Origin of the sequence: Okeania sp. SIO2F4 (assembly GCF_010672385.1) — a bacterium.
Lineage (GTDB): Bacteria > Cyanobacteriota > Cyanobacteriia > Cyanobacteriales > Microcoleaceae > Trichodesmium.
Map to the genome: position 1 here is coordinate 1 of NZ_JAAHGT010000253.1, position 11,128 is coordinate 11,128.

General features: G+C 34.2%; 9 protein-coding genes and 1 pseudogene. 4 read left to right on the plus strand and 6 right to left on the minus strand.

The genetic code is table 11. The features are described from left to right. Positions 1–692, plus strand: a 692-nt coding sequence (locus F6K22_RS17135; RefSeq protein WP_293100161.1) for a tetratricopeptide repeat protein, incomplete at its 5' end; no start/stop codon positions are given. A 319-nt stretch (positions 693–1,011) separates the two neighbouring features. Here the strand turns inward: F6K22_RS17135 and F6K22_RS17140 are convergent. The 6 genes from F6K22_RS17140 to F6K22_RS17165 all read right to left on the minus strand — a co-directional run bounded on the left by F6K22_RS17140 (position 1,012) and on the right by F6K22_RS17165 (position 6,366). Next, entirely contained in the window at positions 1,012–1,707 is a 696-nt protein-coding gene (locus F6K22_RS17140; RefSeq protein WP_363273767.1) for a leucine-rich repeat domain-containing protein, read from the minus strand. A gap of 9 nt (positions 1,708–1,716) precedes the next feature. Next, positions 1,717–1,857, minus strand: a complete 141-nt coding sequence (locus F6K22_RS17145; RefSeq protein ID WP_293100166.1) for a hypothetical protein — start codon at positions 1,855–1,857, stop codon at positions 1,717–1,719. Positions 1,858–3,125: 1,268 nt separating this feature from the next. Continuing rightward, complete coding sequence (locus tag F6K22_RS17150; RefSeq protein ID WP_293100169.1) at positions 3,126–3,935, minus strand: SDR family oxidoreductase; 810 nt, start codon at positions 3,933–3,935, stop codon at positions 3,126–3,128. 635 nt (positions 3,936–4,570) lie between these two features. Beyond that, positions 4,571–4,891, minus strand: a complete 321-nt coding sequence (trxA, locus tag F6K22_RS17155; RefSeq protein WP_293100172.1) for a thioredoxin — start codon at positions 4,889–4,891, stop codon at positions 4,571–4,573. Positions 4,892–5,290: 399 nt separating this feature from the next. Next, a complete protein-coding gene (gene trxA / locus F6K22_RS17160) occupies positions 5,291–5,626 on the minus strand; it encodes a thioredoxin (RefSeq protein ID WP_293100175.1) in 336 nt (111 codons plus the stop codon). Positions 5,627–6,003: 377 nt separating this feature from the next. Then, positions 6,004–6,366: a VOC family protein gene (locus F6K22_RS17165; RefSeq protein WP_293100177.1), complete on the minus strand. Its 363-nt coding sequence runs from the start codon at positions 6,364–6,366 to the stop codon at positions 6,004–6,006. Between the two features lie 633 nt (positions 6,367–6,999). On the opposite strand from F6K22_RS17165, the gene F6K22_RS17170 reads away from it, so the two are divergent. From F6K22_RS17170 to F6K22_RS17180, 3 genes and pseudogenes are all read left to right on the plus strand, one after another. After that, entirely contained in the window at positions 7,000–7,686 is a 687-nt protein-coding gene (locus F6K22_RS17170; RefSeq protein WP_293100179.1) for an OB-fold-containig protein, read from the plus strand. Positions 7,687–8,611: 925 nt separating this feature from the next. Beyond that, positions 8,612–10,630: a flotillin family protein gene (locus F6K22_RS17175; protein ID WP_293100182.1), complete on the plus strand. Its 2,019-nt coding sequence runs from the start codon at positions 8,612–8,614 to the stop codon at positions 10,628–10,630. 130 nt (positions 10,631–10,760) lie between these two features. Beyond that, positions 10,761–11,128: pseudogene (locus tag F6K22_RS17180) on the plus strand (transposase); the annotation flags it as partial.

Consider the following 11,128-nt stretch of genomic DNA (forward strand, 5'->3'; position numbering starts at 1 on the left):
TCAGAGTTAATCCAAATCAAGGTCATGTCTACTACCAGCGAGGCAAAATACTCTCTCAACAGGGAAATTATCACGAGGCGATCGCTGACTTTACTGAAGCAATCAAACTTAATCCCGATAAAGCTTATTCCTATTTAAATCAACGAGGTGTTGCTCGTTCCCGTTTAGAAGATTATCAGGGAGCACTTGATGATTTTACTGCTGCGATTAAAATTGATTCTACTAATCCTAAAGCTTGTCATAACAGAGGACGTCTTTACCATGTGATGAAAAATTATCAACTTGCCATTACAGATTTTACTGTAGTTATAGAAGCTAATCCTAAAGATGCAGATGCCTATAATAATCGAGGTATTTGTCTTTATGAAATTCAGGAATTTTATGGAGCGATAGCTGATTTTACGGAAGCTATCAAGATTAATCCTACAGATGCAGATGCTTATCATAATCGAGGTATTTCTAATTATGAAATAGGGGATCATCAGCAAGCAATAGATGATTATACAGAGGCAATTAAACTGGAACCTAATGATGCTAAAACTTATTATAATCGGGGTATGATTCGTTATTTCATTAAAGATTATGAGGGAGGGATAAATGACTTTCAAAAAGCTGCTGATATCTATCAGAAAAAAGGACAAAATGAGGATTATCTGGAAGTGATGAAAATGATGAGAAAATTAAATAAATAATCAGATTATTAGTTGCATCTCTATTATTTAAATAGAGTTAGATTTAGCAATAAAAATTAATATTGTTAATGAAAACTTTGTAGAAAATATGTCCCTGACAAAGTAATACTCCTAATGTCAATATTAGAGTTTGAAACCAATATTTTTCTGGTTATAATCAGGTCATAAAAAAATGAATCGTAAATTTATATCATAATTTAGGTTAAACAGTTTGCCCTTCCCAAAATTGGTGCTCCAATTACAATCAAACAACTAGATAAAAATTATTCTGAATAAGAATTTACTCTGGCATGATATGATTTCAGTTTTATCCTTAATTTCAGAAACAAATTGCATCTAGATTATTAGGACAAACTTGTTTTGCAACTGGGTTATTGTGAATGTAAATCTCAGTTAAATTTGGTAAAGACAACAAAGTATTACCATTAGAGACTTTGTTGGAATTAAGATTTATGGCATTTAGCTTTTTCAGAGAAGCAAGTGCTGTAATGTCGGATATTTGGTTGTTAGTGAGGTTAAGTTCAGTTAAATTAGTTAGTGAAGCAAGAGGGCTAATATCAGAAATTTGGTTGCGACTTAAATTAAGTTCAGTTAAATTAGTTAATGAACTCAGAGGAGTTATATCTGATATTTGATTACTAGAAAGGAATAGTTGGTCTAGTTTAGTTAGTGAGCTTAGGGGACTAATGCTAGAAATTTGATTGTTTGAAAGAATTAGTTCTTGTAATTTTGTGAGTGATTTTATAGGAGTAATATCAGATATTTTGTTCTGAGCTAGGTAGAGTCTTTCTAAGTTTGTTAATGATGCTAAAGGAGTTAGATTTGATATTTGATTATTGTGTAAAACCAGTCGAGTTAAATTAGGCAAAGAAGCTATAGGTTTAACATTTGAAATTTGTCTGCTTATTAGGTTTAATCTAGTAGTAAGAGATGCTATTTGAGTAGCTTGAGAACAATTATTAGTACCAAATTTTACTAAAATTGCTTCTGCATTAAGTTTAGCTTTTGGTGAAATATTATCTTTTTAATTACACCAATCAAAAAAATTATCAAAATTGGTAACTTGAGCTTGGGTATTAGACTTAGGAATACTAAATATTGCAATAGTTAGAGTTATTCCTAGAATAGAATTTAAAACACAATTCATAATACTTTTGATGGTCATTTTTTGATTTTTTCCACTTGAGCAAAGACCAAAAGATTATGCACTGGACTTGTCGCTTGATAACGTAAAAAATTGCAAATACCCCTACTCTGTAAAGCTTGTAGAAATTGAGGAGCAAAAATACTTGAAATAATTGCTAAAACCTAGATATAGCAATCCTATTTCAGTTGTAATATTTTGGTGGTAATTAGGAGTCAGGAGTCAGGAGTCAGGAGTCATAATTTGCTCATGTTTTCCGTTAATATTAACTATTCTAAAAATTTTCACAAATGATTTAGGATTGCTATATAGCAATTATAGCGGTTTTCACTCATGTTGACTACAGACAAAATATAAGTATGTTTGAAGTTTAATAATTACAGACCTAATAGCTGTATTCTATGTTAATGAAAACTGCTATAAGTAGAGCGTGGTAAATTTTGTGCGTTATGTATCAAACAGAATATTTTCTATGTAGCTGTATTATTATCCAATACAACCATATTTTAATTGTATAAAATATTACGAGGAAAAATTTTAGGAAATCAAGAGTGGTTGTGGATTTAATCCACAATAGGAAGAGTTAACTAGCTATCAGCTTGAGCGCATTTAGCTGGAGCGCTCTTCAATTCGAGGGTAACGGTCCCCCACAAGAGGAGCGAAAAAATTAGTGGTGCGCTTTGCGTGGGGGGAAAGAATCCCCCATTATACACCTTGAATAAGCTGACTGCTGTTAGCGTTAGCGTTAGCGCAGCTCCTCTGCAAGAGGCAGCTCCTCTGTAAGAGGCAGCTCCTCTGAAAGAGGCTAGCTGAGTGCTGACTGCTACTTCAATGAATACTCTTAAAAAACTATTGAGTATGACAAAGATTCCCAGTTTTTAACTGATTTTGAGAATAAGTATAAAGAGTATCTAAAAAATTATCATCTTCAGGTATTAAAAGCTATGCCAGGTTACACAGATGATGTATTAGAAAAGTATGGCAGGAAAATTAAGCATATAGATAAAATGATAAAATTATACATAAGTAGTGTTCAATAATTAATAATTATTAATTAATAATTACCTCTTCTTAAAAAGAAGAGGATTGGTTAAAAGCAATCTTTTTTCTCCTTGAAAGGAGAGGCTTTAAACCCTAATTTTTCGATAAAAATAAAAAATGTGTAAGTCTTCTTCTTGATCAACTCTAGAAGCGATCGCTCACCTAAGCTAAAACTACAATTGCTATTCCACAGAAAATACTCTTATCTATGCTTAAAAATTCCGGAATTTTCTCTACTAAAAATTGATTCAACCTTTTTTGAGAGTTTTAATCACAATTAAATCCATATACCACTGAATTATTGGAGCTAATAAACTATGCAATTTATCTAACAAAGTCATTTCTAAACCAGGAGCAATTACAAAACTTTTTTTCCTCACTCCCCGCAATATTTCAACTGCCATATCTGGCGCACTCCATAATCCAGAAGTAGCAGTAATATACTTAGTTTCTAAAGGCTTAGTTTTATTCTCTTCCTCTAATTGTGGCGTATCTGTATCTGGTGGATAAACTACAGAAACAGAAATTCCAGATAACTTCAACTCTCCCCGCAAAGATTCTGCTAAACCTCGAATAGCAAACTTACTAGGAGAATAGGGAGTATAACCATAAATTCCTATCAAACCAGCGCCAGAAGAAATCATCACTATTTGCCCTTTTTTTTGTTGTTCCATTACTGGCAAAATAGCACGCACAGAATAGAGGGAACCAAAATAATTAATTGCCATTGTTTCTTCAAATATTTCTATTGGTAACTCCCGAAAATAACCAGGATAAGAAATACCCGCAGCAGTAATTAATAAATCTGGAACACCTATTTCTTTCGTAGCTTGGTAAATGGCATTTTCTACTTCTAATCTATTAGCAACATTGGTGGAAATAGTAATAATTTTCTGCTCTAGATTAACCACATTGGCAGTTATTTCGACTTTTGCAGCTTCTAGTTTCTGATAATTACGAGCGATAATTGATATATTGGTTCCTTGACTAGCTAATAGTTTAGCGATTTCTTTACCAATACCACTAGAACCACCTGTAATTATTGCGTGTTGCCACATAAATTCCCAATATATATTAACAGTAAGCTAGCGAGGATAATTGCTCAAGTTCCCTGAGTCAGTGACTGGTGTATATGGATGAAGCTATAACTGACAATATAGAAGACTATTTTTTTTAGTCCAATACAGTTCCGTTAAGGATTTTTTTTGGCAGTTCTATAATCTGAAGAGCTACTCTAATAGTTTCATACCTTATGAATTTTGCTCTTATCTGTTTGCACAGCATTCCGCAGGAAAGGAAACCGTATTTTTTAGTCTAGTGGCGATCGCTCTTTTTGTAAAAAATTTAGGTACACTTCTGTTTTATATCCTCAGAGCTAATTAATAAACTTAGATGTTTGAACAGTATTCCCCAGGAAAACTTTGATCTCACCTAGCTCTGAGGAATTTAGGCTTACTGAACTATGAGGAGCTAAACCCTGGTCTAACAGGATTTTCAGACTCTTAATATTTACTTTATAAATCAGATCTAAGAATCCCTTTCTTTGCTATAGATAAAGTTCATCATGTCACTGATTTTATTTTATTATAGTTAAGTTACGTAGTATAGGAATCCAGTCTGCTTGTTCAACCAGGGGTTAAAACACCCTGGCGAACTTCAGGTAGCCCGTTATTAAGTTTAAACGACCAGTGAATTAAAGGTACTTTTCTAGAGTGTTAGCCAATGTAGTCTTGGGAACAGCACCAACCACCATATCAACTCTTTGGCCTCCCTTAAAAATCATCAAGGTAGGAATACTGCGAATCCCATACTGGCTTGCTACATTTGGATTTTCGTCCGTGTTCAGTTTAACTACTGTTACTTTTCCCTTATATTGCTCTGCTATTTCTTCAACTACAGGAGTCACCATCCTGCATGGCCCGCACCACGGTGCCCAGAAATCTACTAAAACTGGAAGATCGCTCTCAAGGACTTGTTGGTTAAAACTACTATCAGTTACTGGTACTGCTGACATTCCTTAGTAATCCCTTAATATTGACTTTTCTTCTGTATAAATACAGAGATTGACACTCCATGGGATAAATCCGCATGGATTCTTCAGAGGAGCTGTAAATCTGGCTCAAGCCACGATTTTCACATTGCTCGAAACAACCACATTACCAGTACCGTACCGTGGTACGTATACAGCAGCAGTCCACTAGGCGGTGCCAATTGCCACTACTCTCTCCGGTCAAAGACCATTGAGGCTACTTTTTAAGTTATTAGTTCATTGTATACATTTTTTTGACTACGGATTAAAATCCGTCTAGTCGCTTCCATCCAGCCGTTAAAACTGGCACTTTTCCCGCTTACCGAAATTTTACGATGATTTAAAAACTTTCTACATAATTCGTTTGAAAATTTGTCAACTCATTCATTCAGTTGATTTTAGCTGCTTCTCTAAAGTTTGAGCCAATGTAGTCTTGGGAACAGCACCGACCACCATATCAACTCTTTGGCCTCCCTTAAAAATCATCAAGGTAGGAATACTGCGAATCCCATACTGGCTTGCTACATTTGGATTTTCGTCCGTGTTTAATTTAACTACTTTTATTTGTCCTTCATATTGTGATGCAATTTCCTCAACTACAGGACCAACCATCCTGCATGGCCCGCACCACGGTGCCCAGAAATCTACTAAAACTGGAAGCTCGCTATTAAGCACTTCTTCCTGGAAACTACTATCGGTTACTGGTTGTGCTGCTGACATTCCTTAATAATCCTTAAATATCTATTTTGACTCAATTAAATTATCCTATCATCTGATACAGAAGTCGATCAAATTTTTGAGATACTACAGTTTTCTGAATTATATAGATTTTGAAAAATATGCTAAATATCTATTTTACAATATACCCATCAATAACATATTATCTTCAACAAAGTTTCATATCTTGTATTCAATGAGAGTATTCATTATTGCAAAAACAGTTTTTTCTTATCCTCTCCTCATATAGACACACTCGATCAATTAAATTTTGTGGGACTCGTTTAGCCCAAATTAAAGCTACAAAAATCTAAGGTACAGCGAATTTAGTCCATATTATTTGGACTATGAAAAATCACTATTAGGTGTCAAATAGGGATCTAATTATCAACTACAGTTGCTGGTTCGTAGAGGTATTCAAACCAGTTACCGTCTAAATCTCTGCCATAGAAAGAAGCTGTGCCATCTCGGTGTTCGTGGACTGGAGAGACTTGTACTTCTTGGGCTTGGAGCTGTTTGTAGGCCATTTCCATTTCTGAGCGATCGCTAAACACGAACCCAAAATGTGGCCCAGCTTGCTCGTATCCAGGACTCAAAAGTGCCAGTCCATCATCTCCTGCTTTGAGATATGCCCAGTCAGGATCTTTCCAGGCTATTTCCATGCCCAGATTTTTATAGAACTCTACTGCTTTGTCAATGTCTTGGACGCAGATAGCTATATGGCCTAATCTTTTTAATTTCATAGTTAACAATTATTAAATTTTATCTATTTCTAATTGTATTGTGACTACTGTAGATAATATAGTAATTATATTTTATTTTCTGTTATAGGGCATAGGAATCAGGAGTCATAAATTAGGATTAATGGTGGCTTTATAGAATTTTTCTATTACTTAACTTGTGAAAATCTATTGAGAATTGCTATAGCTTTTCTCAATTTTTGTGATGTATACCTATTTTTCTTAATTTTCTTTTCCCTGTTAAGGTATTCTCTAAAACCTAGAACTTTGTACCTGACTCAAAGCTGAGAATTGCTATATGTATAAACTTAAATAAATATTAGACCTCTGGGAAAATTAATCTCGAACCTTTGTAATTCCTAGGCTAAAATTTAGTTGATGGAGATGTCTATTACATCAATAATCAGGAAAGAAATATCTGTGGCAATCCTATTTTATTCGTATCAAAAATTTTACTGCTTTTTAGGGAACAGGGAAGAGGGAACAGGCAACAGATAAGAGTTTCAGTTTTTTTATTTACTTTTTGATTACCCGCAACCTATGCGCGGATTGCTATAGTTATTAAGTAATTGCCCTAATTGCTAAGTTGTCAAAGTTTAGTCGTTTGACAATTAATTTAGGTAAATATTAGGAAGAATGAAGGAAAGTAGAAAAAATTTACTTCTTGACCCTGAATTTGAGAATATGCTATTCAATTTTGCTAACTTACCTTACTGGATACTCCTCGGTGCAGGAATCTTAATGTTCCTGTTTGTAATTTCTACAGGTTTAGGAGAGGAAAACATAGATATTGACAGTGATAATGGTGTTGAATCTTTAGAAACTTTAGGGTGGTTAGGTATTGGTCAAGTTCCACTGATTTTGTTATTAGCAACTGACCTAAGTTTTTGGGGTTTGATTGGTTGGACTTTGAATATTTTGTTTGGTATTCCTAATGGTTTTTTCGGGGTAACTGTATTTATTGCTTCAATGATTTTGAGCCTAATTTTAGGTAGTTTTATTGCGAGACCGATCGGAAAAATTTTCTTTCAATCTTTTGGAGAAGATGTGAGTAGCGATCGTCTTCTAGGATGTATTGGTACTGTTACTTCTACATTAGTCCCTAAAGAAAATCAAGGAAAAATTGCACAAGTAGATGTAATTGATACAGCTAAAAACCTAGTAACTATTAATGCTAATTTACCATCATGGGCAACTAAAATTCCTCATCGAGGAGAAAAAATTATAGTGATTGATCGTCAGACTAAAAGTTACTTAGTTATAGCTAAAGATAGTGTAGATCGAGATAGATGGTTATCTAATTCTAGTAAAAATAAAGATTAAACTTCTGTCAGAAGTAAAAAGTAAGAGTAATAGATGATTTCTGTATAGTAATCCTATTTTATTTGTGTATAAAAATCTTACCGCTTTTAGGGAACGCTTAACAGGGAAGAGGCAACAGACGGGAGTTTCAGTTTTTTTATCTACTTTTTGATTACCCGCAACCTATGTGCGGATTGCTATATTGTAGTTTATTTAACTTTCAGTTCTGCAAGAAGTCTATAAATCAAAATTATAGCTGGAAGTGATTAGTATATTGGAGTGTTGCTACAGGGTCATTTCAGTTATCAGTTATCAGTTATCAGTTATCAGTTCCTCTGGCGCTCACCATTGGGATTGAAATACTGAAGATTCTTTCTTTCATCCCCTTAAAAAGCTATGCTTTATAAACATCTTTCTTAACATAAAATTTGACACGCATAGACAAGTTATGGATAAGCATTTGAGAGGCTTTTTCCTGAGAAAAGTGTATTGAAAACTACATTTTTTTAATAAATTCAGACAAGATTCTTACTCCCCCCTCTTCCGTCTCTTCCCCCTCTCCCCACCCTCCCACAAGGTTTTCAGGAGTTCCTGATCAGGGATAGCTTAAAAAGGGAGGCTTGAGACCTTATTTTTTGGTCACCTATTGATGGAGCGAGCTAGGTACTAACCTTGATATTCTCAAAATTATTTATGATTTTGTGCATAACTTACTTTCATGCAGGAATATAAATTCTTGTCAGTTATCAGTTAGCCTCCTACGGAGGAACTGCGTTAACAGTATCTCTGGGTGAAGGGGGAGGCTTGAAATCTGAAATCTCCTTTTTTATCCCCTTTACTGAGGTGGCTATTAATCTTATTTCTTGGTCATAAATAAAATTCAAAAATCAGAGATTTTTGTGCCTAGTCAATTTTCAAGAATAAAACATTGAGAGGGAAAAAAATCATGTTATTTTGGCTAACATTTCTTGAATCATTACCATCAATTTCCAGTCAGGAAATTATCACAAAGGAAGTACAACCTAAACCTAAAGAAATTGTTTTATCTGAAAATATATGTATACAGCCGACACTCGCTCAGTTTTCCCAAAATAATAGCACTTTTCTCTTAGGAGGAACTGCTGCCGGAATTGTCGGAATTATCTTCTTATTACTATTAGGATTTTGGGCTTATACAAGAGTTTATCAAATTACTCCTAACAATGAAGCTTTTGTCAGAACAGGTGGCTTTTTAGCAAAAAAGAATTCTGTAATTTTATATGGTGGCTGTATCGTACTACCAGGTTTTCACGAACTTACTAGAGTTCCAATGCGAGAAATTTCTATTGATGTAGAACGTACTGGAAACTTAGCAGTAAGAACCAAAGATTATCTTCGGGCAAATATGCGAGTTACTTTTTATGTCTGTATCAACGCCGATCAACAAGATGTAAAAACTGCTGCTTCTAGATTATCAAAGCAAGGAAGAATTTCTCCAGAAGATATTAAAGATGCTCTAGAAAAACGTGCTGATGATGCAATTCGAGCAGCAGCTAAAAAGAAAACCTTAGCAGAAATTGATTCTGATAAATTAGGGTTTGCAGATGAAGTTTTCAATCTGATTCAACCAGACCTAAAAAAAGTTGGTTTAACACTCAATAATATTGCTATTTCTGAAATCGAAGAAAGTGACACTTATGATACTAATAACTTCTTTGATGCTCAAGGTGTCAAACTACGCACCGAAACAATTCAAAAATCAATCAAACAAAAACAAGAAGTAGAACTAATAACACAACAAGAACGAAGAGAGTTGGAATTAAATACCCAAATAGCAATTAGACAAAAAGAATTAACCGCCAGAAAACAAGCTCTCGAAATTGAAAAAGAACAAGAAACTGCTCTACTAGAACAACAACTAGAATTAGAATCCTTAAGAGCACAAAGAGCCAGAGAAATTCAAGAAGCAAAAGATATTGAAGCTGCCAACGAACAACGAAACCAAATATTGCAAACAAAGGCAATTGAAGAAGAAGAAATCAAGAAAAAGCTAGCAGTTCAACAAAGTCAAATTGAAGCAGATATTGCCCTAGAAGAACAACATAAAAAACTCAAAGTTACTCAAGCATTACAAAAACAAGAATCAGAAATGGCAGAAATAACTCGCCAACAAATGGTTGATTCAAATCGCCTCAAAGCTCAAGTCGAAGTAGCAGAAGCAGAAAGATTATCAAAAATTGCTCAACAAGAAGCAGCCATTGCTATAGCTGAAAAAGAACAACAGCGTTTAATATCAGAAGCAGAAAAAGCTAAAGCAGAATCAGGAGTAACTACTGCAGCAGAAATAGAAAAAGCAGAACGACAACAAAAGTTATCAATTATAGTAGCTGAACAAGAAGCAGAAAAACATCGTATTTCTGAACAAAATGTTGTAGAAATTGATGTTTTTCGGCGAAAAAGACAAGCAGAAATTGCTAGAGAAGCAGCAGATTTAGAAGCAGAATCTTTGAAAACTTTAGCAGCAGCTAACCGTGATAAAGATTTAGCTGAAGCTGAAGGTATTGAAGCTAAAGTAGAGGCTGAAAATGCAATGAGTGATGCCAACAGAATCGCACAAATTTTCACAGAATTAGGTCCTAGCTTCATAGATCGATTACCAGAAATAGTTAAAGCACTAGCACCACAACCAGGAATTTTAGGAGATGCAAAAATTTATGCTTTTCCTAGTGCTAATGGTAACAATGGTAATGGTGCTCAAGATATTAGTAAATTGATGTTATCTACAAGTGGCTTAACATTGATAAATTCTTTATTAGATGAAGGAAAATTAGAGAATTTAATTACAAAAGTAACTCAACTAATTATTAGTAGTAATGGGTCAATTTCAAAACCAGTAGAAAGTTCACTAGATGCAATTCAAGCTACTACTGAAAAATCAGAAATAGAAACAGCGATCGCTCCGCAAAATCCACCTTTAAACAATTAATAATTAATCATTAATAATTCCCGAAAAATTAATAATTAATAATTAAATAATTCGCGCCTTGAAGCCTCCCCTTGGATAGGGGAAAACAAAGACAATATTCCTTATATTCAATTCCCGAACGGTTTTAACCATAAGTTGGGATAACTATAATGAATCAGGAGATTTAATATCTCAAGTTGAAGAATTTAAAAACTACACAGGTCATTATCCAGAGTCAGTTCATGGCTTTGCAAATTTATAGAACAAGAGAAAACCGAAAATTCTGTACTGAAAAAGGGATTAGAATGAGTGTTCCTCCATTGGGAAGACCACCAAAAAATCTTGATAAAAAACAGAAGAAACAAGCTCAATGGGATGAAAGATTACGGAATAATATTGAGGGTAAATTCGGGCAAGCAAAAAGAGGATTTAGTCTAGGAAAGGTGATGGCTAAACTTCCTGAAACTGCCGAAACTGCCATCGCAATTACTTTCTTAGTCATCAACCTTTCCACAATTT